This window comes from Jeotgalicoccus sp. WY2 (genome assembly GCF_018437745.1).
GTDB lineage: Bacteria > Bacillota > Bacilli > Staphylococcales > Salinicoccaceae > Jeotgalicoccus > Jeotgalicoccus psychrophilus.
Window position 1 is genome coordinate 1,978,387 of sequence record NZ_CP049818.1, and the last position, 26,299, is coordinate 2,004,685.

The 26,299-nt window shown below is 41.7% G+C and carries 21 protein-coding genes and 4 pseudogenes; 21 read left to right on the forward strand and 4 right to left on the reverse strand.

Annotated elements, in window-relative coordinates:
• Positions 1-53: 53 nt before the first annotated feature.
• The 4 genes and pseudogenes from G4D76_RS11490 to G4D76_RS11505 all read left to right on the forward strand — a co-directional run bounded on the left by G4D76_RS11490 (position 54) and on the right by G4D76_RS11505 (position 3,343).
• Positions 54-818, forward strand: a complete 765-nt coding sequence (locus G4D76_RS11490) for an ABC transporter ATP-binding protein (RefSeq protein WP_213809950.1) — start codon at positions 54-56, stop codon at positions 816-818.
• Entirely contained in the window at positions 775-1,668 is an 894-nt protein-coding gene (locus G4D76_RS11495) for an ABC transporter ATP-binding protein (RefSeq protein WP_213809951.1), read from the forward strand. Before G4D76_RS11490 ends, G4D76_RS11495 begins: the two co-directional genes overlap by 44 nt.
• Before the next feature lie 5 nt (positions 1,669-1,673).
• Positions 1,674-2,114: an ASCH domain-containing protein gene (locus G4D76_RS11500; protein ID WP_026859879.1), complete on the forward strand. Its 441-nt coding sequence runs from the start codon at positions 1,674-1,676 to the stop codon at positions 2,112-2,114.
• Positions 2,115-2,220: 106 nt separating this feature from the next.
• Positions 2,221-3,343, forward strand: a pseudogene (locus G4D76_RS11505) (5-methyltetrahydropteroyltriglutamate--homocysteine S-methyltransferase).
• Between the two features lie 57 nt (positions 3,344-3,400).
• Here G4D76_RS11505 and G4D76_RS11510 read toward each other — a convergent pair.
• Both G4D76_RS11510 and G4D76_RS11520 read right to left on the reverse strand, forming a co-directional pair.
• Positions 3,401-4,648, reverse strand: a complete 1,248-nt coding sequence (locus tag G4D76_RS11510; protein ID WP_213809952.1) for an amidohydrolase family protein — start codon at positions 4,646-4,648, stop codon at positions 3,401-3,403.
• A 1,197-nt stretch (positions 4,649-5,845) separates the two neighbouring features.
• Positions 5,846-7,025, reverse strand: a pseudogene (locus G4D76_RS11520) (MFS transporter).
• Positions 7,026-7,181: 156 nt separating this feature from the next.
• On the opposite strand from G4D76_RS11520, the gene G4D76_RS11525 reads away from it, so the two are divergent.
• The 6 genes and pseudogenes from G4D76_RS11525 (at position 7,182) to recQ (ending at position 12,819) form a co-directional block, all read left to right on the forward strand.
• Complete coding sequence (locus tag G4D76_RS11525) at positions 7,182-7,517, forward strand: glutamine amidotransferase-related protein (protein WP_213809953.1); 336 nt, start codon at positions 7,182-7,184, stop codon at positions 7,515-7,517.
• A gap of 579 nt (positions 7,518-8,096) precedes the next feature.
• Positions 8,097-9,428: a bifunctional chorismate-binding protein/class IV aminotransferase gene (locus tag G4D76_RS11530; RefSeq protein ID WP_371814689.1), complete on the forward strand. Its 1,332-nt coding sequence runs from the start codon at positions 8,097-8,099 to the stop codon at positions 9,426-9,428.
• A gap of 8 nt (positions 9,429-9,436) precedes the next feature.
• Complete coding sequence (locus tag G4D76_RS16190; protein WP_256440479.1) at positions 9,437-9,571, forward strand: hypothetical protein; 135 nt, start codon at positions 9,437-9,439, stop codon at positions 9,569-9,571.
• Between the two features lie 84 nt (positions 9,572-9,655).
• A complete protein-coding gene (locus G4D76_RS11540; protein WP_213809955.1) occupies positions 9,656-9,913 on the forward strand; it encodes a hypothetical protein in 258 nt (85 codons plus the stop codon).
• A gap of 1 nt (position 9,914) precedes the next feature.
• Complete coding sequence (locus tag G4D76_RS11545; protein ID WP_213809956.1) at positions 9,915-10,859, forward strand: 5-oxoprolinase subunit C family protein; 945 nt, start codon at positions 9,915-9,917, stop codon at positions 10,857-10,859.
• A 180-nt stretch (positions 10,860-11,039) separates the two neighbouring features.
• Positions 11,040-12,819 (forward strand): annotated as a pseudogene (gene recQ / locus G4D76_RS11550) (DNA helicase RecQ).
• A 473-nt stretch (positions 12,820-13,292) separates the two neighbouring features.
• On the opposite strand, the gene G4D76_RS11555 reads toward recQ, so the two are convergent.
• Positions 13,293-14,171 (reverse strand): DMT family transporter, encoded by an 879-nt coding sequence (locus tag G4D76_RS11555; RefSeq protein ID WP_213809957.1) that lies wholly within the window; start codon positions 14,169-14,171, stop codon positions 13,293-13,295.
• Between the two features lie 370 nt (positions 14,172-14,541).
• Here G4D76_RS11555 and nrdI point away from each other — a divergent pair, with 370 nt between their 5' ends.
• From nrdI to G4D76_RS15360, 10 genes and pseudogenes are all read left to right on the forward strand, one after another.
• Entirely contained in the window at positions 14,542-14,937 is a 396-nt protein-coding gene (gene nrdI / locus G4D76_RS11560; protein WP_026859890.1) for a class Ib ribonucleoside-diphosphate reductase assembly flavoprotein NrdI, read from the forward strand.
• The gene (nrdE, locus tag G4D76_RS11565) at positions 14,921-17,026 is read left to right on the forward strand and encodes a class 1b ribonucleoside-diphosphate reductase subunit alpha (RefSeq protein ID WP_026859891.1); all 2,106 of its coding nucleotides are present in this window, start codon (positions 14,921-14,923) and stop codon (positions 17,024-17,026) included. Before nrdI ends, nrdE begins: the two co-directional genes overlap by 17 nt.
• A gap of 13 nt (positions 17,027-17,039) precedes the next feature.
• Positions 17,040-18,027: pseudogene (gene nrdF, locus G4D76_RS11570) on the forward strand (class 1b ribonucleoside-diphosphate reductase subunit beta).
• Between the two features lie 473 nt (positions 18,028-18,500).
• Complete coding sequence (locus tag G4D76_RS11575; protein WP_213809958.1) at positions 18,501-18,917, forward strand: FixH family protein; 417 nt, start codon at positions 18,501-18,503, stop codon at positions 18,915-18,917.
• A 49-nt stretch (positions 18,918-18,966) separates the two neighbouring features.
• Positions 18,967-19,638, forward strand: coding sequence for an SDR family oxidoreductase (locus tag G4D76_RS11580; protein ID WP_026859894.1), 672 nt, complete (start codon positions 18,967-18,969; stop codon positions 19,636-19,638).
• A gap of 144 nt (positions 19,639-19,782) precedes the next feature.
• Positions 19,783-20,748, forward strand: a complete 966-nt coding sequence (locus tag G4D76_RS11585; RefSeq protein ID WP_026859895.1) for an ABC transporter permease — start codon at positions 19,783-19,785, stop codon at positions 20,746-20,748.
• Positions 20,741-21,694, forward strand: a complete 954-nt coding sequence (locus G4D76_RS11590; protein ID WP_026859896.1) for an iron chelate uptake ABC transporter family permease subunit — start codon at positions 20,741-20,743, stop codon at positions 21,692-21,694. The genes G4D76_RS11585 and G4D76_RS11590 overlap by 8 nt, the downstream gene beginning before the upstream one ends.
• Positions 21,691-22,506 (forward strand): iron ABC transporter ATP-binding protein, encoded by an 816-nt coding sequence (locus G4D76_RS11595; protein ID WP_213809959.1) that lies wholly within the window; start codon positions 21,691-21,693, stop codon positions 22,504-22,506. The genes G4D76_RS11590 and G4D76_RS11595 overlap by 4 nt, the downstream gene beginning before the upstream one ends.
• Positions 22,507-22,617: 111 nt before the next feature.
• Positions 22,618-23,547, forward strand: a complete 930-nt coding sequence (locus G4D76_RS11600) for an ABC transporter substrate-binding protein (RefSeq protein ID WP_250129962.1) — start codon at positions 22,618-22,620, stop codon at positions 23,545-23,547.
• Positions 23,547-23,756, forward strand: coding sequence for a TroA family protein (locus tag G4D76_RS15360; protein ID WP_250129963.1), 210 nt, complete (start codon positions 23,547-23,549; stop codon positions 23,754-23,756). Before G4D76_RS11600 ends, G4D76_RS15360 begins: the two co-directional genes overlap by 1 nt.
• A 308-nt stretch (positions 23,757-24,064) precedes the next feature.
• Here G4D76_RS15360 and murB read toward each other — a convergent pair whose 3' ends face one another.
• The gene (gene murB, locus G4D76_RS11605) at positions 24,065-24,982 is read right to left on the reverse strand and encodes a UDP-N-acetylmuramate dehydrogenase (protein ID WP_213811046.1); all 918 of its coding nucleotides are present in this window, start codon (positions 24,980-24,982) and stop codon (positions 24,065-24,067) included.
• Between the two features lie 135 nt (positions 24,983-25,117).
• Between murB and G4D76_RS11610 the strand changes: the two genes are divergently transcribed.
• The gene (locus G4D76_RS11610; protein ID WP_213809960.1) at positions 25,118-26,011 is read left to right on the forward strand and encodes an EMYY motif lipoprotein; all 894 of its coding nucleotides are present in this window, start codon (positions 25,118-25,120) and stop codon (positions 26,009-26,011) included.
• Positions 26,012-26,299 lie beyond the last annotated feature (288 nt).

Consider the following 26,299-nt stretch of genomic DNA (forward strand, 5'->3'; position numbering starts at 1 on the left):
GGGTATACTCTTAATGATTTGCATGGTCGGCTTTGAATTAGCCGGACCGCTGATTGCCGCAGCGATACTGGACACATATAAAACTCGGCGCAGGCAACATTGTCATACAGCCGATATTATATTTAATTGCACTGTTTTTAACGATAAAACTGCTGCATGCGGTTACGAGCTACTTCGCTCAAATCGTCTTAGTTTCAGCAGGTACAAGAGCAATTCAAAAGATGCGGCTCGATGTCTTTAAACACGTGCAGAATTTGCCGATCAGATACTTTGATAATTTGCCGGCAGGGAAAGTGGTCGCGAGAATTACCAATGATACTGAATCGATTCTGCAGCTGTTCGCATCGGTTATTCCGATGTTTATGGTGAGTATATTAACGATATTCAGTATTGTCGGCATCGTGCTGTACGTCCATTTCTGGACAGGTATTGTCATGCTGGTGTTCATTCCAATTGTTATTATCTGGGGTGTACTGTATAAAAAATATTCAAACGACAATAATCATATAAAACGTGAGAGAAATAGCGATATGAACGCTATGATTAATGAGTCGATTAATGGCATGCCGATTATTCAAGTATTTAACCGTGAAGATCAGATTAAAGATGAATTTGAAAAGATTAATGATGAGTATTACGACAGTGCCAAAGGGCTCGTAAAACTTGAAAGCTTAACAGGTGAAAATCTTGCAAATACGATCCGTTCGCTGGTGTTCGCCATTCTCGTGTATATATTTGCGACTACGTTTTTAGGAGATACGGGTGCACTGACAGTTGGTATTATGTACCTGCTTGTCGTATATTACGCGCTTCTTTAACCCGCTGTTTAATATTATCAGCCAGCTGAGCATATTTGAGCAGGCACGCGTCGCAGCAGATAAAGTACTTGAAATGCTGGATGCTGAACCGGAAGTAAAAGAAGGGCAGACGCTGAATAAGTTTAATGGCAACATCTCATTTCGCAATGTGAATTTTTCATACGACGGCAAAAGAGATGTCTTAAAAAATATAAATATCGATGCAGTACAGGGCGACACGATTGCACTTGTCGGACATACCGGTTCAGGTAAAAGTTCGATTATTAATCTCTTAATGCGCTTTTATGATCCGAACCATGGTGCTATTTATTTTGATGAGCATGATACGAAGGAAATCGATAAACAGAGCTTAAGGCAGTTTATGTCGATTGTGCTTCAGGATCCATTCATATACAGCGGTACACTGCTTTACAACGTGCGGCTGAACAATGAGGACATTACAGAAGAGGAAGTATTAAAAGCATTGGAAGACGTCGGGGCAGCACCGCTTATGGCGCGGCTCTCTGACGGTATTCATTCAGAACTCGCAGAGCGGGGCGCGACGCTTTCTCTAGGTGAAAGACAGCTGATTTCATTTGCCAGAGCTCTAGCGTTTAACCCTAAAGTGCTCGTGCTGGATGAAGCGACGAGCAATATTGATTCAGAAACAGAACAGCTGATTCAATACGCAATGGATGTTGTATCGAAAGACCGTACAACATTTATCATCGCGCACAGACTCTCAACGATTCAGCATGCAGATCAAATTATTCTGTTGGAAAACGGCGAAATTAAAGAGCAGGGTAATCACGAGGAATTAATAGAGTTAGGTCAAAACTACAGCAAGATGTATGAAATGCAGATGGGATGATAATAATGACGGAAGAAAAATACTGGAAAGAATTTACTAATGAATATCCGGATTACGAAAAGAAGAGTTATACAGCATGGCAGTTCGGAGTTGCTCCGGATGAACTGGCGGAACTCGTCATTTCAGGAAAGAAGACTTTAACGTGCAGCAGTTTAAAAGAGTACGAGGTGGAAAATGAAAGTCTCCCTGAAGCTGGAGAAGTAAGTATCATCCTCGGTGAAAATGATACTCCGAAATGTATTATCGAATGTACGAAAGTTTATACGATTATTTTTAAAGATGCCGGCGAAGAAATCGCTTATAAAGAAGGCGAGGGCGACCGGACTTTATCGTATTGGAGACAGGCGCATATCGATTTCTTTGAATGGCTGTATCCGGAAATGGGACTCGAATTTAACGAGTCTGAGGAAATCGTTGTGGAAGAGTTTAAATTGATATACGTATAATGATATAGCTAAAAGTTATAACTAACCATGAATTTAAACGTTAATGCTATTGCCGTGACCCCGTGCTACTATAAATTCATATTAACAAATGAAGGAGTGGTCAGTTATGTCAGTCACAGCAGTTAAAACAGCACCGTTTAAATTTGATAACGTCGGGAGTTTTTTACGACCGGCTAAATTAAAAGCAGCACGCGAGGATTTTAAAAATGGCAGCATTTCACAGGATGAGCTTACTTCAGTTGAAAACGAAACGATAAAAGAACTTATACAAAAGCAGAAGGATATAGGATTAAAAGCAATTACCGATGGGGAGTTCCGCCGTTCATGGTGGCATCTCGATTTCTTCTGGGGTCTTAACGGGGTTGAAAAATCTGATGTTGAGAATGGCTACAACTTCGTTGCGATTGAAACGAGAGCTGAGACTGCACGTCTGACAGGCAAAATAAGCGGAGAGAATCATCCGTTTATCGACCATTTTAAATATGTAAATCAATTTGCCGACGACGATTATTGCACGCCAGACAATTCCGGCACCGGCACAGTTTTTAAGAGAATTGACACGCCCGGAAAATAAAGAATCGACGGAAGCAATTTATCCGGATGAAACAGAACTGCTTGCGGATATTGCAGCAGCGTATCGCACATTCATTCAGGAACTGCATGAAGCAGGCTGTACAAATCTGCAGCTGGATGACTGTACTTGGGGCATGATTGTCGACGAGAATTTTTGGAAGAACAGAACCGATGACCTGACGATTGAGTCGCTGAGCGAACAGTACGTCGAGCTTAACAACAGCGCGATTGAAGGGAAACCTGAAGGACTGACGATAACGACGCATGTCTGCCGCGGAAACTACCGTTCAACATGGGCATCGTCAGGTGCTTATGATAAAGTTTCGGATGAATTATTCGGTAAAGAAAACGTTGATGGCTACTACCTTGAGTTCGATACAGAACGTGCCGGCGGTTTTGAATCTCTTGCTAAAGTGAGTGGTGATAAGCAGGTTGTACTTGGGCTGATTTCATCCAAAGTTCCGGAGCTTGAAAACAAAGCAGATATTATCTCCCGCATTGAAGAAGCGGCGAAATACATTAGTAAAGACAGATTGTGTCTCAGTCCGCAGTGCGGATTCGCTTCGACGGAAGAAGGAAATAATCTTACTGAAGATGAGCAGTGGGCAAAACTTCAGCTGGTTAAAGAAATCTCCGATGAAGTTTGGGGCGCGTAAAATAGAAAAGACGCTGTATAGGAATCAGGTTCCTGACAGCGTCTTTTTTGTGTTGATTTATTTTTTTAGGAAATCGACTTCGATTTCATTTTTACGAACTTCACGTTTGAATAAGTACTCACCATTTCTAACTGAAGCGAGCACTTCTGCCCGTTCACGTACTGCTTCGTATGCATCGTGTGCATCCAGCACGATAAAGTTTGCTGAATTGCCCTGTTTGATACCGTAATCCTCAATGTTCATTACGTTTGCACCGTTAGTTGTAATCAGCTCGAGTGCTTTATTAATTTCATCGATATGAGTGTAATGAGCAAGGTGAATGCCGTTATCGAGAATATTCATCATGTTGCCGTTGCCGAGCGGGTACCAGTAATCCGCGATTGAATCCTGTGCGAATGCTACATTATTACCATTCTCAAGCAGTTCCTTCACGCGAGTCAGACCGCGTCTTTTCGGATAAACATCTCCTCGTCCCTGCAAGTGTGCATTTTCTGTAGGACATGAAATAAAGTTGATTTTCGACTCTCTGAATAAGCCCATCATCTTGTTGGCGTAACTTGCTTCAACCGCACCGAAGCTTGTCGTGTGACTTGCTGTTGTCTTCGGACCATAATTTTTTTCCATCACGAGCGCGTTCAGTACTTCGAAAAATCGGCTGTTCGGATCATCATTTTCGTCACAGTGAATGTCGATCATGACATCGAACTCGAGTGCCAAATCGACAATTTGTTTGAGCGATTCGACACCGTGTTCGTAAGAAATTTCGAAATGTGGAATTCCACCGACAACATCGGCACCCATTTCGAGGGCTTTTCTTACGAGTTCAGGACCGCCTTTATAACGGAAGAACCCTTCCTGAGGGAAAGCTACTAATTGCAATGTGACGATATCTTTTAACTCTTCACGTAATTTAAGGAGAGCTTTCATTCCAGTCAGGTTGGGATCAGTCACATCTACGTGCGTACGAATATACTGCACACCGTGACTCACTTCTTTTTTTATGCCCTTTAGTGCAGATTCGCGGACTTTATCTTCTGTTAAATCTTTTTTGTTATCACTCCAGCGCTGAATGCCTTCAAATAATGTACCGGAAACGTTGGCATTACCTTCACCGAGACCTGAGAAAATGTAATCCAGGTGCAGATGCGGATCGACGTAAGGCGGGAGCACGAGTTTCCCTTCGAGGTCGATGACTTCATCGGCATGACCCAGGTTAGTGCCGACTGCTTTAAATTTTTTATCTTCAATTAAAAATTCAGTTGAATCCGAATCACCATAAATCGTTGCGTTGATAAACTTCTTCATATGTAAAACTCCTTGCAAATATTGATGTGATGCACCCCGATTATAACAAAAAGGGGGCAGATAAGTTGGTTTGACGGTGTGAAATGAGCAAGGTTGTATTTTTGAGGACGATCCTGCTCATAATGTTGTGTGAAATGAGCAAGGTGCAATGAAAAAATGGGTTCTTGCTCATAATAGGTCTGAAAATGAGCAAGGTTGTGTTTTTGAGGACGATCCTGCTCATAATGTTGTGTGAAATGAGCAAGGTGCAATGAAAAAATGGATTCTTGCTCATAATAGGTTTGAAAATGAGCAAGGTTGTGTTTTGAGGACGATCCTGCTCATAATGTTGTGTGAAATGAGCAAGGTGCAATGAAAAAATGGATTCTTGCTCATAATAGGTCTGAAAATGAGGAAGGTTGTGTTTTTGAGAACGATCCTGCTCATTAAAAATCTTAAATGCATGATAAGTCCAGAAGAAGCCAACGACTTATCACCGAAGCACATCAATTCGGCCACAACTCGTGATAAAAGCAGTGACTTATCACCGAAATCGGCATAAATGGTGATAAGTCCAGAAGAAGCCAACGACTTATCACCGAATCACATCATTCGGCCACAACTTGTGATAAACAGTGACTTATCACCGAAATCGGCATAAATGTGTGATAATCCAGCAGAAGTAAAGACTTATCACCGAAAAAGTGCTAAGCCAATAAAGCTTTAAAGAGAGTGCTCTTGGCTATCGAAATTTTGCGTATTTTAGAAAACTGTAAGTTAGGCATTCAGACTAAATTATTAATCAACCCTATTTGACGCAGCGACATCAAAAAGCGGAATCCCTTCTGAAGGATTCCGCTCTAATCATCATTATTTACGCTTTTTGTTGCCTTTGACCATTCCAAAAATGAATACTACCAGGATTAAAATAATTGCACCGAGTAGTGTACCAATGACGCTCATGCCGCCTATTGTTGGTCCAATGTCCAGGCCGAGTGCGTTACCATTGATGCACCGATGATACCTGCTAAAATGTTACCGATATACCAAATGGAATATCTTTACTAATAATTGCTCCTGCAAGCCAGCCTAAAATACCGCCGACGATAATTGTCCATAACCAACCCATCTTTAAGACCTCCTAAAATTATAAATACGATGTTCTACTAGAATACATTGCCTATTTCAGGAGGAGCTAAACATTTTGAACGCAATTTTCTATACAATTTTCCGTGCGCTTCTTAAGATAAAGAACAATATAAGGGAAAGAACGCCGCTGGCTGCACTGATCCAGTATATTGAACTGTAGTCTGCATATTGTGCAACGAGCCCGAATGTAATGGCGCCGAGCCCGACACCTAATCAAAGGCAGAAAAGAATGTCGCATTTGCCATACCGCGCTTACGGGGGTGTGGTATATGGCAGAGGCCTGCAGTGCGGGCTGGACTGTACCGAAACCGAGGCCGTACAAAATTGCTCCGGCGAACAGATTATCGGACTGTCTAAAATTGCGAGCAGTGTAAGACCTGCAATAATTAAAATAATACCCGGTATAAAGACAATGGCGAGTCCGCGACGGTCGTAGATGCGTCCGGCGAAGAAGCGTGTCGTAACGAGTGCGAATGCGTAAAGTATAAAATAAATTTGAATATAATGAGGCTGAAAGCCTTCTGAAAATGTATATGCCGGCAGGAACGTTGCAATACCGCCGAAAGTAAAGTGTAATGAAAAACAGTAATGCAGAAGCGGGCAGTGCTCTTTTCTCAACAAAATTAAAGCGCGATGCAGTATCAGCATCTTCCTGCATTTCCACATCTGTCAGCGGTTCCGGTTTTACGTAGCGCACATTTAACGCGAGCACTAAAGCGATTAACGTAAGCGATCCGCAAATAATGAACAGTGTAGAGAATTCGATATGATTTACTAAAAACAACCCGAGAGCAGGCCCGATAGCGAGTGCGAGGTTACCGCTCAAGCCGAAAAATCCGAGGCCTTCTCCCCGGCGGTCTTTCGGTACCAAATCTGAAGCGATGGTGCCGGATGCTGTATTCGACAGCCCCCAGCCGACCCCCTGCACAATACGCACGACGACAAGAATCAATATCGTTGTACTGATGGCGAGTGAGTATAAGGAGATAACGAGAATAATGAGCCCGGTTATAAACACCGGCGCACGGCCTGTCGTATCGAGCATTTTCCCTCCGAAAGGTCGGATTAACAAGGCAGAGAAAGTGAAAATCCCGACGATAATGCCGACCCATGTTTCATTCGAGCCGATTTCCTGTACGTATAGCGGGAGTGTCGGCAGCGTCATTTGAAACGATGTAAAAATAAAAAAGTTCGCGATAACGATAATGATGAAATCTTTCGTCCATATTCTGGACTTGCGGTTAGACATAGATCACCCTTCTTATGTAAGTACGATATTTGTCTTTATTTAATGTTAAGTCTACATGAGAGCAGGCGGTTTTTCATCATACCAGGTACCTATTGTGTTATTTAAATTGATATGTATATGATATTATTAAAGAAATTACATGCAGGGAGAAGACCAGTGAATTTATTAATGATAGACAATTACGATTCATTTACATATAATCTCGTTCATTACATCGAGAGCAATCCATATAAGGCCGGAATTAAAGTGGTCACACCTGATCAATTAGACGATAAACTGATAGAGGAATTTAATATTATCGGCATTATTATATCTCCGGGGCCGTCGCATCCTAAGGACGCCGGAAGTGCTGGATTTATCGGAAGGTATTATAAGAAACTTCCGGTATTAGGAATTTGTCTCGGCCATCAGATGCTGTGGCATATGTTCGGTGGAGTCGTTACACGCGGCGAAAGTCCGGTTTCATGGGCATGCCTACGATGTGTACCATGACGGCAAAGGACTATATAAAGATTAAGTCGCGCTTAAAGGCTGCCGTTACCACTCGTTAACATGCAGCGGGGCTCGCGCCAGATTTAATATTACCGGCGCACGGCGGACGGCATCAAATGGCAATCCGGCATAAAGACTATCCTGTTTGGCGTCCAGTATCACCGGAAGCTATATTATCGGAGCATGGCAGAGCGCAGCTCAATAACTTTATACGAATTGCAGCGGAGGAAAGTCATGAGAGCACATACAAAGTTTAAGAAGAACGGTACGGTAGAAAACCTGTACTTTACTAATCCAGTGGAAGTAATTACGAAAGATACACCGTTAACGCGGCTTTAAAATAAAGCTGAGCAATATCAAAAAGACGGGCTTTATGCGGTAATCGGCGTGACTTATGAAAAAGATGATTATATTATCGTATGTATTTATAAATCCGGTATCCTATACAGAGTTTTTAGATGAAAGCAGCCTGAAGTTTACAGTATGAGCACGCCTGAACTCAGTGAAACGCGTGAAGAGATTGAAAAAATTGAGCAGGTCAGAAATTATATACTGGACGGGCTACGTATCAGGTAAACTATACCACGCGTCTGTCTATGGTATTTCAGAGGCGACAGCCACCAGCTGTTTTTAAAATTAAGCGCGCAGAACAACGGCGACTACGCGATGTATATCGATTATGACGACAAGCAGATTGTCAGTCTGTCGCCTGAACTGTTCTTTGAAATGGATAACAATCGTAAAATCTCAACGAAGCCAATGAAAGGCACCGCACCAAGGTTTGAAGATCCAAAACAAGATAAAGCAAGCTATGAGTTCTTAAGGAATTCGAAGAAAGATCAGGCGGAAAACGTTATGATCGTCGATCTCTTAAGAAACGACATCTCGAAAATTGCCAAAGCCAATTCAGTTAAAGCAGCTGAATTATTTACGATTGAAAAATATCAGACGGTCTATCAGATGATTTCAACAGTGGAAGCGGATGTCAGAGATGATGTAACATTAAGTGATACGTTTGATGCATTGTTTCCGTGCGGCTCGATTACCGGTGCGCCGAAGCAAATGACGATGCGTCTGATAGAGAAATTGGAAAAAACACCACGCGGATTTTACTGCGGCGCGCTCGGGATTTTATACCCGGATAGAGCGTCCGTGTTCAACGTGCCGATCCGCACGCTGACAATTACGAGTGACCGTTATATTTACAGTGCGGGCGGCGGAATTACATACGACTCGAATGCCTCGTCCGAGTTCGATGAAATACTGCACAAAACTTCATTCTTAAAACAGGGACAGTATGAACTGATTGAAACGATGCGCCTCATAGACGGTGAAGTTAAACGTTTCGGCTATCACGAAAATCGTCTCAATAAGAGCAGAGCACACTTTAATTTTGCACCAGCTGATTTCAACAGAGCAATTGCTTCTTATATAGAAGGAAACGAACTCACTTCGGGAGTATATAAACTCCGTGTGACACTGTCGCGTGACGGTTCCCTAAATATCTCGCACGCGGCGCTCGATAAGAATAATCAGCCGATGATCTCCGTGATCGCAAAGACGCCTATACTAGGTGCACCGGACTTTATCGTGCATAAAACAACAGTGAGACATCAGTACAGTGGGAAAACAAATGATTCTGACGTCGTTTTATACTATAATGATAACTTAGATATTACGGAGTTTAATATCGGCAACATCGTCATTAAAGAAGCGGGGGAATTTTATACGCCGCCTTTGTCTGCAGGCATCCTTAATGGTGTTATGAGACAGTCTTTAATTGACGGCAAAGTTATTACTGAACAGAATATAACGATGAATGATCTGCAGCTTAAATACGAAAATGGTCAAATTGACTTGTTCATGATAAATAGTGCGCGGGAATGGGTGGCAATCACTCTCCGTAAATGAGGTGACTTATGTTTACATTAATTTTAATATTACTCGTTGTTGCAATAGTCATACTGACGCATTTCGTCGTCACGTATCTCTTAAGAAATGACATTAAAATCGTCGGAATCACGATCGGTTTCGTCGTGTCATTATTGCAATAATTGTTTTTGGCATCGCCATGGGTAGCTTTACAGAATACGTTGCCGGCGAATTGGAATTCTTTTACCGATAAGAGGAGTGGACTCATGATTTTTGCAAATGGAGATAAAATAATTACGTATCAAGAAGATGCGTCTGTAATTAAAAATATTAAAGCGCAGTTTGATAAAAACAATCTGAATATTGATAATCCTCATATTGGGGAAGTCGTGTTTACGAAAAATACAGTCAGTTTTTACTATGACCCGGTTGAAGTAATGGAAAATGAAAATACAATCGAACCGGCAGCTTATATCATTGCTTTAGTAAAGCCTGTGCTCGACAGTGTAAGCGGGAGGAAATAATATGAGTTTAATTATACAAGAAGGCGGACTGCTCACGATTCTGCAGACCGTCGACAAACAGACAAACAGCAAGCAGAAAAATAATGAGTATAATGGTGCGGTAGACAGTCTGTCACCGATGCTCGCAAATAAATTAGTCGGCAATGACGTCAATGAACCGACGCTTGAAATGTCAGGTCAGCCTGCGGTGATTCAGTTTACCGAGCCGACGATTATCGCTTATTCAGGCGGAGATTTTAACGGCAGAGTCAGCGAAGAAGACATTCAGCCAAACCGTATTTACCACGTGGACCGGGGAGACGTTTTATCGTTTCAGGGCTCAACGCGCGGCAGCAGACTGTATCTGGCAATTGCCGGCGGTATTGCTGTAGAGAAATCAAACGTGCTGCAGTCAGGTGACGAGGTCACTATGCGCCGCAACTACACGGCGCTGCACGATGAAATTTTCCATATGATGAGCAACAAGCGTAAAGTCAGCTGGGGCATCGGCATCTATTCGCTTGTCGAAGTTTACTTATCGGATATTTACCATATCGTGAAGCGCCCGGATGTGCCGGCTGAAGTATACGAGAGACTTGAAGAACGTGAATACACGGTAACGCGGGAAGAAAACCGTATTCAGCTGTCAGTCGAAGGACAGGAAATTGACTTTGTGAGCGCGGCTTGTGTCAGTCCGGGAGTACTCGGCGGAGTATATCTTGAGAATAATCTGACGATTGCACTGAACGATTTTGATGCTGAGACAGAATTGACACATATCGGTACAATTCCAAGCTATCATATGCACAAACTTGGCCAGAAGCGCCGCGGTTCTAAAATTAAGTTTAAAGCAGTCGACAGCGATGCTGCACATGCAGAAACATACGGTCACTATTTATGGGTGAACAGTTTGTTTAAAGCAATCGACTATAAAATATCAAAAGAACTCGTTAAAGAAAAAATGTAAATAGCTCATAATTATTACAGAACTCCTGTTACAGTAGACACTTATCGGTGTAAACTGCCAAGCAGGAGATTTTTTGCGGGATTATTAATACTAAATACAACAAACCTTAATAAAAATAATGTATAATATAGCAGATTAATTATATAACAACGACATACATAAATGTAGGAATGATATTTTATGGAAGCTATACTAAAAGAATATTTTGGATATGATAAATTTAGATACGGCCAGCAGGAAATTATCGAAAACATTTTAGCCGGAGACAACGCGCTCGGTATTTTACCGACAGGTTCGGGGAAATCACTGTGCTATCAAATACCGGGTTTAATGTTCGAAGGTACAACGCTGGTTATTTCACCGTTGATTTCTTTAATGCAGGATCAGGTGGATTCACTGAAACGCCGCGGCATTAGTGCAGAGTGCATTAACTCGACGATGTCTAAACGAGATTTAAATGATGTTATGGGACGTCTGGTGCGCGGGGAACTGCAATTTTTATATGTTGCACCGGAACGTTTTAACAATGAAGGCTTTAAAACGGCGATCCGCCATTCAGTCATACCGTTCGTCGCCTTTGATGAGGCGCACTGTATTTCAAAATGGGGACATGATTTCAGACCGAGCTACCAGAGTATTATTCCGGAACTTAAAGCACTGCTTCCGGATGTGCAGATTATCGCAGTAACGGCTACAGCGACTGAAGAGGTTGAAGAGAACATTCAGGAACTGCTGAATATAAAAATAATGCGGTATTTAAGACGAGCGTCAAACGCGAGAACTTAAAACTGTCTGTAAACGGAACTTACCAGCGCGAACAATTTATTCTGTCTTATATTAAAGAGCGTGTGGGGCATGTCCGGTATTATATATGTGTCGACACGTGCTGAAGTTGAAAAGCTGTCGACATATTTAACGGATAATGAGATCGACAACGTCATTTACCACGGAGGTCTCGGTAAAAAGAGAGAAATGAAAACCAGCAAAAATTCGTTACCGATGAAGTGAAAATCGTCATCGCGACGAACGCTTTTGGCATGGGGATTGATAAACCGGATATCCGCTACATTATTCACTTTAATTTACCGGGCGATTTAGAAAGCTACTATCAGGAAATCGGGCGTGCAGGACGCGATGGTGCTTTGAGCGATTGTATTTTATATCCACGCAGCGCGATGTTAATCTGCAGCAGTTCTTTATCGACCGTGCAAGTGCTTCAGATCAGTATAAAGACCATATGCGTGAAAAACTTGATTTGATGCTGCAGTATAATAAAACGAGCAAATGCCTGAGCAGTTTTATCGTGAAATACTTTGACCCGAATGAATACGTTGAAGCATGCGGCCAGTGTTCGAGCTGTTTGTCGAATGAACGTACTGAACCGATGACGTCTGAAGCACGGTTAATTCTAGAACTGATTCAGGAAACCGACGGCCAGCTGTCGAAGGAACTTGTGATTCAAGTACTCCGCGGAGAAAGCGCAGATAATATTATGGCGCGCGGTTTAGACTCGCAGGAACGCTTCGGTGTGCTGGACTCATACCGCACGAGCGACGTGAACCATCTTGTCGAAGAACTTGTGATGCGCGGCTATGTTCACTATTCGTCCTACAAAATGCATCTCGTCGAGAAGAGTTTTGATATATTGAACAGCAAAGTTAAAATCTACACGGTGCCGTACCGCAAACATTACAACGAAAGAGTCGACGTGTCGACGGACTCATCGCCGAACGAGGTTTTATACGATAAACTGCTGAATACACGTAAAGATTTGGCAGATAAATATAAACTGGACGAGGACGCAATATTTACCGATCATATTCTAAAAGAATTTGCTAAGAAAATGCCGAAGTCGAAACAGGACATGATGCACATTCAAGGCGTCGGCAACTACAAACTGAAACACTACTGTCCGTACTTTCTGGAAGAAATCCAGCAGCATGGCGGAAAAAGCATATAGATATTAAGGTTATGAATACCGGCCGGAACTCTGGAAGTTCCGGCGTTTTTATTTGGGTAACGTGTTAGAAGACGCCTTGAAAACATCGGTTGTGGCACAATGAGCGGGTTTCATGTCAGAGGTAACCGTTTATTTCACCAATGAGCGGGTTTCATATCAGAGGTAGTTGTTTATCTCACCAATGAGCGGGTTTCATGTCAGAGGTAACTGTTTATCTCACCAATGAGCTCGTTTCATATCAGAGGTAGCCGTTTATCTCACCAATGAGCGGATTTCATGTCAGAGGTAACTGTTTATTTCACCAATGAACGGATTTCATATCAGAGGTAGCCGTTTATCTCACCAATGAGCGGGTTTCATGTCAGACGTAGAAAGCAAACGTCGGCGTCATTTCCACGAAATCGTCCACACAAGCAAAAAATCCCGACTCTCAATGAGCCGGGACCGCGTTAATTCAAACTATAAATACAAGTCTATCTTTTTTTCTTGCCAGCGACTTTAAGTTTCTTCGGGCGGTTTTTCATGTACATGTAGTAGCTTGCCGCGAAGATTATAACATAGCCAAGAATCGACAGCATGTCCGGCACTTCATTAAAGACGATAATACTGAACAGTGCTGTAAACAGTATTGTCGAATAGAAGAAGATCGATATTTCTTTCGCCGGTGCGTAGCTGTATGCGATTGTCAGTCCGAACTGGCCGACTGCGGCAAATACGCCTGAGAGTATCAGCAGCCAGAACTGTGTCATTGTCATCGGTTCAAACTGATAGATAAAGAACGGCAGCAGAGCGACGGTCGAGAAGAATGAAAAGTAAAACACGACTGTATAAAATTTCTCGCGGCTTCCGAGTATGCGGAGTACCGTATAGGCACCGGCTGCGAAAACTGCACCGAGGACACCGATGAGCGCGAAGTATGTATCACTTGAAAATGACGGTTTAATAATAAAGATTGCACCAAGTAGTGCGACGATAATTGAGATTATCTGGAACCTCCGGATGTATTCTTTTAAAAATACAGCGCAGAGTATTATAGTAAAGAACGGGCTCAATTTATTGAGAATATCAGCATCGCTCAAGACCATCCGGTCGATGGTGAAGAAATTCAGCAGCACACCGATCAGCCCAAGTCCCGAGCGGAGCAGCAGCCAACCCTGATTTTCACGTTTTCCGAACAGGCTCTCTCTATAATAGAGAACGAGAGCAAGTGCAATCAGCATCGAGATAAAGTTTCTGAAGAAAGTCTTTTGTACGGTAGGCAGATCGCCGGAATATTTTACAAACAGAGACATCAGACTGAATCCAAGTGAAGAAATAATCAGGGCGATAATACCTTTTACAACATTGTTCATTAACAACACTCCAAATTAATTTGTACGATAATTTCAATAATTTCATCAAATAAAAAGGGGAAAAGTTTCGTTATTTTTTTTATGAAAAAATTTCAGGCATTCCATCACATATCCACCGTGCATTACGGCGTTTTATCTTCATTTATTTAGCGTGAAATTTTTAGAGAAGGCAGTTTTTTACATTGCTAATGGCAGTTAAATATGAGAATATAGAACATGTTAAACCATATATATTGTGTCTAATTAATGTTTCACACACTATATGTAGTGGTATTCAAAGATAAAGCAAGTGAAACATAATTTTTTAATAGAGAAACATCCGGATAGAACATATGTTCTGTTTATGCTATCCTTGAAAGGAGATGACAAAGTGATTATTGCTTATTATTCAATGACAGGTAATATCCGTCGTTTCTTAAATAGTATGGACATTCCAGACACCTATGAATTATATCAAATAACAGCCGCCAATGTCAGAGAGAAAATTAATGAGTCATTTATTTTAGTCACACCGACATACGGCTTTGGAGCTGTACCTGATACTGTTAAAGAATTTTTACGAGTAAACTCTTATAATCTGTTCGCAGTCGCATCGAGCGGCAACCGGAACTGGGGACAGAATTTTGCCAGAGCAGGCGAGTATATAAGCAACGATTACAGTGTGCCGCTCTTAATGAAGTTTGAACTTCACGGAACGCCTGATGAGCGCGCACAATTTGTAGTTGAATTAGAAAGGGCAGGGGAATTGCATGAAAGTATTAGATGAAAAAACTTACAACCACGTTGAATTGAATAATGAAGTCACGCAGCGCGACGACAGCGGTTTTTATAAATTAGAGAAAGATCTTGAAGCACTTGAGGTATTTATGGAGGAAGTCGAAGCGAAGACAATCCATTTTGACTCTGAACTTGAAAGATTGCACTACCTCGTGGATAACGATTTCTATTATGACCTGTTCAAAGAGTACAGCGAAACGGCACTTCAGGATATTATCGATCATGCAGATGCAATTGAATTTAACTTCAAGAGCTACATGGCAGCTAGCAAGTTCTTTAAAGATTACACTTTAAAAACAAACGATAAAAAACAGTATCTGGAAGATTACAGACAGCACGTTATAATCGTCAGTCTGTACCTTGCGAAAGGTAACATTGAAACTGCAAAACGTTTTATTACGTCGATGATGGAGCAGCGCTATCAGCCTGCAACACCGACATTCCTAAACGCAGGCCGTGCACGACGCGGTGAAATGGTTTCATGTTTCCTGCTCGAAGTTGAAGATTCACTGAACTCAATCAACTATATCGATTCAACTGCAAAACAGTTAAGTAAAATTGGCGGCGGTGTCGCGATTAACTTATCTAAACTGCGCGCACGCGGTGAAGCAATTAAAGGTATCGAAGGTGTAGCTAAAGGCGTTCTGCCTGTAGCGAAATCACTGGAAGGCGGATTCAGCTATGCAGATCAGCTTGGCCAGCGTCCAGGTGCCGGAGCTGTTTACTTAAACATCTTCCATTATGACCTGCCTGAATTCCTTGATACTAAAAAAGTAAACGCGGATGAAGATATCCGTCTGTCGACAATTTCTACCGGTCTTGTTGTACCGTCTAAGTTTTTTGAACTGGCACAAGACAATAAGCCGTTCAACTTATTTGCACCACACACTGTGGAACGCGAATACGGTATTGCACTGGATGACATGGACATGGATAAAATGTACGACAAATTAGTTGCTAATGATAATGTTAGAAAACGTGAATACGATGCGCGTGATATGTTAAATACAATCGCACAAACTCAGCTGCAGTCAGGTTATCCGTACTTAATGTTCAAAGATAATGCGAACAAAGTACACCCATTAGGCGATATCGGACAAATTAAAATCAGTAACTTATGTACTGAAATTTTCCAGCTGCAGGAAACGTCGGAAATTAACGACTACGGTACGGACGACGTTATTAAACGCGATATTTCATGTAACTTAGGATCTATGAATATTGCTAACGTAATGGATTCGGGCAAAGTGAAAGAAACTGTACACGAAGGAATCGAAGCATTGACACTTGTTAGTGATGACACGGCAATTGCAAACGCACCAGGCGTTAAGAAAGCAAACGATGAACTTCATTCAGTAGGACTCGGCGCGATGAACCTTCACGGTTACCTCGCTAAAAATAAAATTTCATACGAATCAGCTGAAGCAAGAGATTTTGCAAACATTTTCTTTATGATGCTGAACTTTTATTCGATCGAAAAATCGATGGAAATCGCTGCAGAACGCGGCGTCACATTTAAAGACTTCGAACGTTCAGACTATGCGACAGGGAAATATTTCGAGCGTTATGTTTCTGAAGATATTGCACCTGAATTCGATAAAGTTGCAGAATTATTCTCACACATCAATATTCCGACTAAAGAAGACTGGGCGGAACTTCAGCAAAAAGTTGAAAAGAACGGTCTTTATCACGCTTACCGTTTAGCAATTGCACCGACACAAAGTATTTCATACGTGCAAAATGCTACAAGCTCAGTAATGCCGATTGTTGATACGATTGAACGCAGAACTTACGGCAACTCGGAAACATTCTACCCGATGCCATTCCTGTCTAAAGAGACAATGTGGTACTACAAGAGTGCGTTCAACACAGATCAGATGAAATTAATCGATATGATTGCAACAATTCAGCAGCACATCGACCAGGGAATCAGTACGATTCTTTACGTGAACTCGGACATCTCTACGAGAGAGCTCTCGAGATATTACATTTATGCTCACCATAAAGGATTAAAATCACTGTACTATACAAGAAATAAATTACTCAGTGTCGAAGAATGTACGAGCTGTGCAGTATAAAGGAGATTAAACAATGATTGCAGTTAACTGGAATAAAGACGATGACATGACGAATGTCTTCTGGCGCCAAAACATCTCACAGATGTGGGTCGAGACAGAGTTTAAAGTGTCGAAAGATTTATCATCATGGGCAGGACTGTCGGAAGATGAAAAAGATACTTTTAAAAAGGTATTGGCAGGTTTAACAGGCCTCGATACACACCAGGCAGATGACGGCATGCCGTTGATTATGCTGCATACTCCGAACCTTAGAAAAAAAGCAGTCTATTCATTTATGGGAATGATGGAGCAGGTTCACGCGAAATCATACTCACATATCTTTACGACGCTGCTGCCGACTAAAGAAACAGATGACCTGCTTGATAACTGGGTAATGCAAAATGAGCAGCTGAAATATAAAGCAGACAAGATTGTTACAAACTATTATAAATTACTCGATAAAAACCCATCAGCTTACGATGGATACATGGCACGTGTATCATCGGTATTCCTGAGTCATTTTTATTCTACTCAGGATTCTACTACCCGCTTTATTTAGCAGGTACGGCCGCATGACGACAAGTGGTGAAATTATCCGTAAAATTCTTTTAGACGAATCAATTCACGGTGTGTTCACTGGACTTGACGCACAGGAAATGAAAGCTGAACTCACTGCTGAAGAGCAGGAACGTGCAGACAAAGAAATGTACGTATTGCTTAATGAGCTTTATGAGAACGAAGTCATTTACACGAAAAGTCTGTACGACAAGCTTGGTCTGACAGAAGATGTACTGAACTATCTTCAGTACAATGCGAACAAAGCGTTAGCAAACTTAGGCTTTGATCCTTACTTTGAAGAAAAAGGCTTTAATCCGATTATCGAGAACGCACTTGATACGACGACTAAAAACCATGACTTCTTCAGTGTTAAAGGTGACGGCTACGTACTTGCATTAAACGTTGAAGCCCTGCACGACGAAGACTTTGTTTTAACGATTAATAAATTTAAGGCACTCCTCTAAATCAGAGGAGTGTTTTTTTGAAGGCTTTCGTTCGATTTTTTGAAGTGAGGATAGCCGGCTGCTTCGGGACTGGTGTGACGGGGTTTCATGTGTATCCGACTGCTTCGGGACTGGCATGACGAGGTTTCATGTGTATCCGGGCTCTGCGGGACTGGTGTGATCGGGTCTCATGTGTATCCGGCTGCTGCGGGACTGGTGTGACGGGGTTTCATGTGTATCCGACTGCTTCGGGACTGACATGACGAGGTTTCATGTGTATCCGGGTTCTGCGGGACTGGCGTGACGGGGTTTCATGTGTATCCGAGAGTCACAGGCATTGGCGTGACACTGCTTCATATCTGCCCCAGAAAACTCAAAGATTATCGTAAAGAAATTTTACACTCCGGTCATAAAAATGTCATGACATGGAATTTAAAGTCATGCTCAAATAATGTATGATTGTAAAGAGAGAATTTTGAAATGGGGATACATAAATGAAAATTAAATCAGGTCTTTTATCAGTTATGCTGCTTGCAGGATTAACTCTTGCAGCTTGCTCGGACGAAGAGGGCGGAGATCACAGTGATATGGACCACGATAGTCCGTCAAGCGATGAAATTAGATCGCTTGAAGTTGATTTACAAACTCCACAAAGTGTTCAGTCAGGCGAAGCTGCTGAATTTACAGCGCATGTTACTTCTAATGAAGAAGACGTAACAGATGCAGATCAGGTCATGTTTGAAGTGTTGCAAGGTGAAGAGTCGATGGAAATGGTCGAAGTGGAACACACTGAAAACGGCGAATATGTATTTGAGTATACATTCGAAGAACCGGGTGAATACAGTGTCATTGCACACATTGATGCGTATCAGCTTCATACAATGCCTGAAGAATCCGTGACTGTTGAATAATAGTGTATTATTATAGTAATACTACTACGGGCAATTCTAGGAGGATATTATGGATCTAACAAGTAAAACTTATATCGTGTCAGGTGCAGCGACTTCATTAGGCAGAGAGACTGCGTTGGAATTGGCTCAGAATAATGCGAATATTATACTGGCGGGCCTGGAGTACAGCGAACTTGAGGAAGTATACGAGTCGCTCGCAGATACACCGGGACAGCATAAAATTGTGCTGCTCGAACAGTCTAAAGAAATTGACTGGCTGGATATCGTCGATGAGATTGAAGCGAACTACAATTCCTTAAACGGTATTATTTTAGTACATTCGATTTTTACAGATGATAAAACAGTGTATAACGTCAGCTTTAATGAGTTCAGCGATGTAATGTATGAGCATGTGTGGGGAACATATCTTGGAATCCGCACGCTGCGTCCGCTGTTAAAAGTGGAGAACGATGCTAAAATTATTAACGTTATCGAACCGGCATTTGAAGAAGTTTTCGAACGCAACTTATACTATACGGTTACAGGAGCGATTGAAGCTCTTACGCATTCAACATCTGTAGAACTGCGCCGCGAAGATGTCGATGTATACGCGCTCAGCTACCGTCCGACGTATAAAACAACAGAAGAAGAGCGTAAGAATCACAAAGCAATTAAAAAAATTAAAGCAATTTTAGATCACGATAAAGAGATACCGACAGGCGAAACGATTATTATCAGTTAAAGCTGTACGGGTAAGCTGCCTCTAGGCAGCTTATTTTTATAATAAGAAATTAGTATGTACAAAGGGTTTGAATTGTAAAAACTGAAAGTGTATAATGCATGTATGGTTATCAATGATAATCATTTTCAATTAAGGTGGGAAGACATGATTCAGAAGTTGTTCAGGATAGATATTTTAATTTTCCTACTGATCGTTTTATCAATATTTTCTATGTTTGTCGGAGTCAGTCAAATTCATATATCGGATATCTTTAATTTAACTGAAAATCAGATGTCTATACTTATACATAGCCGCCTGCCACGGACAGTATCAATTATCATCGCAGGCGCATCACTCGCAGTCTGCGGACTTGTGATGCAGCAGCTAACACGCAACAAGTTTGTATCTCCAACGACAGCAGGAACGACAGAGTGGGCACAGCTTGGTATTTTACTCGGGTTGATATTTTTCCCGGCGCTCAGCATGATGGGCAGGTTATTTTTTGCAGTCGCATTGGCACTACTTGGAACAATGCTGTTCATGAGCATTATTACGCGTATTAAATTTAAAGATGTTATATTTGTGCCGCTTATCGGCATGATGCTCGGCGGCGTTGTCGCGAGTGTCTCGACATTTTTAGCACTTAGAGCCGATATGCTCCAGGCGATTTCCGGCTGGATGCACGGCAGTTTCTCAACGCTGATATCAGGCAAGTATGAAATATTATATATCAGTATTCCGCTCTTTATCGTCGTATTCATATATGCCTCGCGGTTTACAGTCGCAGGCATGGGGGAAGACTTTTCGATAAACCTCGGAATGAACTATAAGCGTATCGTCAATATCGGGCTGTTTTTAACTGCTGCAATGACAGCAATTGTTGTTGTTTCAGTCGGTATGCTGCCGTTTCTTGGGTTAATTGTTCCGAATATCGTCTCGATATTTCGGGGGGATCATCTGAAAGGAACGATCACCATAACAGCTATTACCGGCGCAATATTCGTTATGATTTGTGATATTCTCGGACGTATCGTTATTGCACCGTATGAAATTTCAGTCGGTCTGATGATTGCTACAATCGGCAGTGCAATTTTCTTAATCCTCATTTTCAGGAGGGTCAAAGATGCATAAAAACACTAAAATGATTATATTACTGGCAATCTTATCAATCGGATTTCTCGCATTTTACACGCTGTACGGCTTAAATCCGGACATTTATTTTTATCAGCTGCCGTCCAGACTTAAACGCATTGTTGCGATTGTTACCGTAGCAGTATCCATCGCCGTTTCTACAGTCATCTTCCAGACGATTGTTAAAAACAGAATTTTAACACCGTCGATTATGGGACTTGATTCGGTATACACATTCATTCAGACAGCGATTGTATTTTTAGCGGGTGTCAGTTCGCCGCTGCTTTTAAACTCTCAGTACAACTACTTTTTAAGTATGGGTGTACTCGTATTGTTCACACTGTTTGTCTTTAAGTTTCTCTTTAAAGTAACTAAAAACAATATATTTCTGCTCTTGTTAATCGGTATTATACTCGGTACGTTCTTTGGAAATTTATCGACGTTTATGCAGATTTTAATCAGCCCGGAAGATTTCTCCATTTTACAGGGAACTTTGTTCGGTTCGTTTAACGCAATTGACGAATCGCTGCTTGGGATTACAGGGATTATTGTTATCGTCATGCTGGTGTTAGTCTTTAAAGACTTTCACTCGCTGGACGTATTGTCTCTCGGACGCGATCATGCGCTGAATTTAGGCATCAACTACGATCGTAAAGTATCCTTTCTGCTCGTTATCGTGGCAATACTCGTGTCCGTTTCTACAGCACTCGTCGGGCCGATAATGTTTTTAGGACTGCTCGTCGTCAATCTGGCGCACGAACTGTTAAAAACATTCAGGCATTCTTATTTAATACTCGGTACAGCGCTGATCAGTATTATTACGCTGGTCATCGGACAGATGGTCGTGCAGTTCGTATTCGGGAATAACATTGAATTAAGTGTTATTATTAACTTAGTAGGTGGGATTTATTTCATTTACTTAATGCTTAGGAGGAATCGTACATGATTAGTGTCAAGGGAATCACTAAGAAATACGGCAGTAAAACAGTCGTAGATGACGTCTCAATTGATATAGAAAAAGGTAAGATTACTTCACTTATCGGACCGAACGGCGCCGGTAAAAGTACAGTCATTTCAATGATCACTCGTTTACTCGATAAAAATAGCGGAGAAGTTATGCTTGAAGGCGATAATATTTTCACCCAGCCGCACGGTGAACTTGCGAAAAAGATTACGATTTTAAAACAGGCGAATCACCTGGAACTTAAAATTACAGTAAGAGAATTAATTTCATTCGGACGTTTTCCTTATTCAAAAGGCAGATTGAATGATGAAGATGAACAAATCATCGACGAAGCAATCAGCTATATGGGACTGAAGGAATTTGAAGACCGCTATATTGATGAACTGTCAGGCGGGCAGCGTCAGCGTGCGTATATCGCAATGACGATTGCACAGGACACGGAATATATTTTCCTCGATGAGCCGCTGAACAACCTCGATATGAAACACTCAGTACAGATTATGCAGATTTTACGCAGACTGTGCCGTGACAAAAATAAAACAATCATTATCGTTATTCACGACATCAACTTTGCATCATGCTATTCGGATAATATCGTTGCACTGAAAGACGGTAAAATCGCAATCAGCGGGACTGCAAATGAAGTCATCACTAAAGAAGTACTTGAAGGCATCTATGAAATGGAAATTAATATAGAATCAATTTGTGGACACAGAATTTGTTTCTACTTCGATGGGGTCATCGAAGGGGATTCTTCAGAACTCGCAGCAAACTATTTAATCGGCAACGCGTAACGGCGCCTGTCATTAAAGGAGGTGAGGATCCGGCATTCGAATGTGTTTAGTAAGTAGCGCAGTTTTTTTTAGCGGGGGCTGAAAAAACAATTAAGAGGAGAACAGAGAAAAATGGAATTTAAAAAATTATACTTAATGCTCACTATGGCAGTAATCCTAGTACTTGCTGCGTGCAGTGGCGGTTCAGAAGAAGATACATCAACAGAAGAAAGTGCATCAGAGGAAACAGCAACGGAAGAAACAGCAGAAGAAGAGACTGCTGAAGAAGACGCTTCTGAAGAAGAATCTGCAGATACAATTGCTTATGAAAACCAATTCGAAATCGGATCCGGCGAACGCGACGAAGAAGGCCAAGGAACACAAATCGATGAAACTGTAGAGCTTCCTAAAAACTCAGATAAAGTCGTAATTTTTGACCTTGGTGTCGCTTCAACATTTGCAGCGCTTGGCCTTGAAGAAAATATTATGGGACTGCCAAAAGGTGAAAACAATGCTTCACTTGGCAGTACTATTTCAGACGTATATGAATCAGACGAAGACTACGTAAACCTTGGTGGACTCAAAGAGCCGGACTATGAAGCATTAGCTGCTCTTGACCCTGAAATTGTTATGATTCACGGACGTCAGGCAAATTCAAACGTAGTAGGCGAGCTTGAAAAAGCTGCTCCAAACGCTGAAATTATTCACGTTGCAGCAGACAACTCAAACTACTTTGAGGATGTTAAAGAAATGACGATGTTTATCGGTGAAATGTACGACGTGCAGGATAAAGCACAGGAACTTGTAGACGATTTAGATGCACTGCTTGCAGAAGTTAACGAAAAAGTTGCAGCTGCAGAATTACCAATGCTGTTCGTGCAGACTAACGGCGGAAACTTATCATTCCACGGTGTAGGCGGACGTTATGACTTCTTATACAACGATTTCGGATTCACTTCAGCAGGTGAACAGGAGGAGTCGAAGAAGAAACAACAGACAGCCACGGTAACGAAATCAGCTTCGAGTTTATCGCAGAAACTAATCCGGGACTTATTTTATTAATGGACCGCGGTGCAGCAGTATCTGAAGGCGAAGCAACACCAACAGATGTATTAGTTAATGAAGTAACTTCAGGCGTTGACGCAATTGAAAACGACAATGTTTATGAATTAAATCCTCAAAACTGGTACTTAAACGCAGGCGGTTACTTAACAGCATTAGCTCAAGTTGAAGAAATTAATGCAGCAGTAGACGCAGCAACAGCAGAATAATAATAGTATGATATCTATAGAGAAGAAACCGGAAACCCTGATGGGTTTTCGGTTTCTTTTGATTATAGTTGGAAATAGAGGGGGGAGTGTAGCAAATCTTGCATGCAAAGGAGTTATGCTCCTCTGCCTGTGAACAGATCTTGCGAGCAAAGGAGTTATGTTCCTCTACCTGTGACGGAAAATTTTACCTCTGCTGCGTCATTGCGGCGTTTACAACCCGCCCCCCTCCCCGCAGTAGCCAAAAACGCAAGAAAACACAAAAAACGGCGAACATTATATCCGTCGGCCGTCATAATCAATATATAATTCTATTTCTCTAACTTATCTCCAATAATACGGACTTCGCGGTGCAGCACGACGCCGAATCGTTCCTGTATTGTGTCCTGTACGTGATGTATCAGTTCTTCGTAATCGCTGGCGGTGCCGTCGTCGACGTTAACCATAAATCCTGCGTGCTTCTTTGATACTTCAACGCCGCCGATGCGGTGGCCCTGCAAGCCCGCATCCTGAATCAGCTTGCCTGCGAAGTTGCCGGGCGGGCGCTGGAATACGCTGCCGCATGACGGATATTCCAATGGCTGCTTTGTTTCGCGTTTTTCTGTCAAATCGTCCATCACAGCTTTAATGTCTGCATAGTCTTTATCAGCAGATAATTCAAACTCAGCAGAGACGACAACGAGGTGTTCTGTCTGAACACGGCTTGTACGATAGCCAAGTTCTAATTCATCGAGTGTCAGCGTAACGAAATCGCCCATTTCGTTAATGGCAGTGACGTGCTTCAGACAATCTTTGACTTCGCCGCCGTATGCGCCTGCGTTCATGTAAACCGCGCCGCCGACAGAACCCGGTATACCGCATGCAAATTCAAGCCCTGACAGCCCATGCTGCAGTGCGGTTTGTGATGCATCGATAATCGCCGCTCCGCTTTCTGCGATCAATGTATTATCCGCTACTGTAATATCATTTAACTCCAATAGGCTGACGACGATACCGCGTATGCCACCGTCACGAATAATAATATTCGAGCCGTTGCCGAGATATGTCACGGGGAGGTTATGTTCTTTAGCAAATTTAATAACTGCTGCCGTATCTTCAATCGTTCCGGCTTCGACATATATATCCGCCGCTCCGCCTGTTTCTGTATAAGTATATTTATATAATTGTTCATCTGTTTTAATGATTGATGAAGTTAATATTTTTAAGCTCCTGGTTAAGCTGTAAGTTATTCAAATCAATGTTCCTCTCAAATCATACTTATTTATATTATAGTTTAAATAGAGAAAAATTTAAACTCACATAAATTATGATATAATGTACCATATTATAAATAAAGTAAATTATTCATAAAGCGAGGTTCTTATATGAATGACAAATCGCTGATATTACGCCCGTTCGGTCTGCTCGTTCTGCTGCTGGCAGCCTGCGGAAACAATTTGAAAGCTGATTTACATACTTATGAAGAAAGTACAAAACAGCTGATCAGCCTTAATAATGAATTTAATAGCACTGTTAATAATATGAATTTCGATAAACTTCAGGCAATGTACTACGCAGATGAAGAGGTGGATATTGAATATCTGCAGAATTTAAAAACGGAAGTCGATGAAAATCTCGTGCCCATTACAGACAGCCTCTCTGAAGAGCTGGATAATATCGAAGTAACAAACAGCGAACTCGAGGAAGTACACAGAATTATAAGTGAGAGCATCAGCGTAAAGCAGGATTTTACATCTCAGATGTCTTCATTTTTAGACTCCTATGTACTGTCAATTGACTCTAATTCACAGCTCGTCTCGCTGAGCCAGTCGTTTATTACGCATCAGGAAGAGCGCGACAACATTATTGAATCAGCTGAAAGTTCTGAGGAAATCGATGAGATTAACCAGCTGATTGAAGTAATCAATGCTAACAGTGAAAGCCTCGATGAACATTCTACTGAATTCCATAATAAAAAAAGCGTGGAAGAAAAAGAGGAGTATGCCAACGAGATTCTATTACCGATGCTGGATGATCATATTGCAGCACTGAACGCACTGAACATATCGACGGATAAAGCAACTCGTGCACGTACGATTTCACTCGAGATGCATTATAATTACCGCACGTATTTTGAAGAACGTAAAAAAGTGATGGGTTCTGTTGAAAACCTGCAGGAAGTATCATTGCAAAATGTGCTGCCCCTCGTTGAAACAGCAGCGACACTCGACAGCCAGTATGAAGAAGCACTTGAAAACCAAAAAAATGAGGCCCGCTAGGAGTCTCATTTTTTTACATTGTTGCCTATGTCTTTACCAGTCTGCATATTATGCAGAGGATGCTGCGGATCTTTTTCGATTTTTGAAATCATTACATTTCTTAAAATTACAGTAATAAGCCAAAATGCAAAGACTGCTAGCAATATCCAGGACATTAAATGTTGTTGTCAAAGTCTAAAAAGAAAAGTACAACGACGATAAACAGAATCGCATTAAGCGAGTCAAGGAATGTCCAGCGTTTTAATTTTTTAGTCATAATTAATCCTCCAGTACAGTTGCATTATATCA

What these genes read in the sequence shown, in the direction of transcription:
- G4D76_RS11540 (WP_213809955.1), top strand. Translation starts at nt 9,656, where the DNA reads ATGATTTTTGCAAATGGAGATAAAATAATTACGTATCAAGAAGATGCG.
- G4D76_RS11545 (WP_213809956.1), top strand. Translation starts at nt 9,915, where the DNA reads ATGAGTTTAATTATACAAGAAGGCGGACTGCTCACGATTCTGCAGACC.
- G4D76_RS11610 (WP_213809960.1), top strand. Translation starts at nt 25,118, where the DNA reads ATGAATGACAAATCGCTGATATTACGCCCGTTCGGTCTGCTCGTTCTG.
- G4D76_RS11600 (WP_250129962.1), top strand. Translation starts at nt 22,618, where the DNA reads ATGGAATTTAAAAAATTATACTTAATGCTCACTATGGCAGTAATCCTA.
- G4D76_RS11585 (WP_026859895.1), top strand. Translation starts at nt 19,783, where the DNA reads ATGATTCAGAAGTTGTTCAGGATAGATATTTTAATTTTCCTACTGATC.
- G4D76_RS15360 (WP_250129963.1), top strand. Translation starts at nt 23,547, where the DNA reads ATGGACCGCGGTGCAGCAGTATCTGAAGGCGAAGCAACACCAACAGAT.
- G4D76_RS16190 (WP_256440479.1), top strand. Translation starts at nt 9,437, where the DNA reads ATGTTTACATTAATTTTAATATTACTCGTTGTTGCAATAGTCATACTG.
- G4D76_RS11580 (WP_026859894.1), top strand. Translation starts at nt 18,967, where the DNA reads ATGGATCTAACAAGTAAAACTTATATCGTGTCAGGTGCAGCGACTTCA.
- G4D76_RS11500 (WP_026859879.1), top strand. Translation starts at nt 1,674, where the DNA reads ATGACGGAAGAAAAATACTGGAAAGAATTTACTAATGAATATCCGGAT.
- nrdE (WP_026859891.1), top strand. Translation starts at nt 14,921, where the DNA reads ATGAAAGTATTAGATGAAAAAACTTACAACCACGTTGAATTGAATAAT.
- G4D76_RS11510 (WP_213809952.1), bottom strand. Translation starts at nt 4,648, where the DNA reads ATGAAGAAGTTTATCAACGCAACGATTTATGGTGATTCGGATTCAACT.
- G4D76_RS11595 (WP_213809959.1), top strand. Translation starts at nt 21,691, where the DNA reads ATGATTAGTGTCAAGGGAATCACTAAGAAATACGGCAGTAAAACAGTC.
- G4D76_RS11555 (WP_213809957.1), bottom strand. Translation starts at nt 14,171, where the DNA reads ATGAACAATGTTGTAAAAGGTATTATCGCCCTGATTATTTCTTCACTT.
- G4D76_RS11590 (WP_026859896.1), top strand. Translation starts at nt 20,741, where the DNA reads ATGCATAAAAACACTAAAATGATTATATTACTGGCAATCTTATCAATC.
- G4D76_RS11575 (WP_213809958.1), top strand. Translation starts at nt 18,501, where the DNA reads ATGAAAATTAAATCAGGTCTTTTATCAGTTATGCTGCTTGCAGGATTA.